The organism is Streptomyces sp. NRRL S-87 (assembly GCF_000719335.1).
Classification (GTDB): Bacteria; Actinomycetota; Actinomycetes; order Streptomycetales; family Streptomycetaceae; genus Streptomyces.
On the sequence record NZ_JOGB01000171.1, the window covers coordinates 1 to 630 of the forward strand.

The 630-nt window shown below is 70.5% G+C and carries 1 protein-coding gene; it reads right to left on the bottom strand.

The annotated features are described in order from the left end of the window. Positions 1 to 630, bottom strand: a 630-nt coding sequence (locus tag IF43_RS37490) for a beta-ketoacyl synthase N-terminal-like domain-containing protein (RefSeq protein WP_037891642.1), incomplete at both ends; no start/stop codon positions are given.

Here is a 630-nt window from a genome sequence, read left to right on the forward strand (position 1 = left end):
GGTCACACCACCGGCGAGCGCGAGGTCGCACTCGCCGTTGCGCAGGGCCTGCACGGCCCAGTGCAGCGCCACCAGGGAGGCGGAACAGGCGGTGTCGACGGTGACCGCCGGGCCTTCGAGCCCGAACGCGTACGACAGCCGACCGGAGACGACGCTCGCCGCGTTACCCGTGCCCAGGAAACCCTCGATGCCCTCGGGGATGACCTGGAAGGAGGAGTCGTAGTCCTGGCCGTTGGTGCCGACGAACACGCCGGCCTGGCTGCCGCGGACGCTCGCCGGGTCGATCCCGGCCCGCTCGAACGCCTCCCACGAGGCCTCCAACAGCAGACGCTGCTGCGGATCCATGGCGAGCGCCTCGCGCGGCGAGATCCCGAAGAAGTCCGCGTCGAAGTCCGCGGCGTCATAAAGGAACCCGCCCTCACGGGCGTAGAACGTGCCCTGCCGGTCCGGGTCCGGACTGTAGAGCCGCTCCAGATCCCACCCCCGATCACTCGGGAACGCACCGACCGCATCCCCACCCGAGGCCAGCAACTGCCACAGCTCCTCAGGAGTACGGACACCACCGGGGAAACGGCAACTCATCGCCACGATCGCGATCGGATCGTCCGCCACCCCCGCACCCGCGGCGGC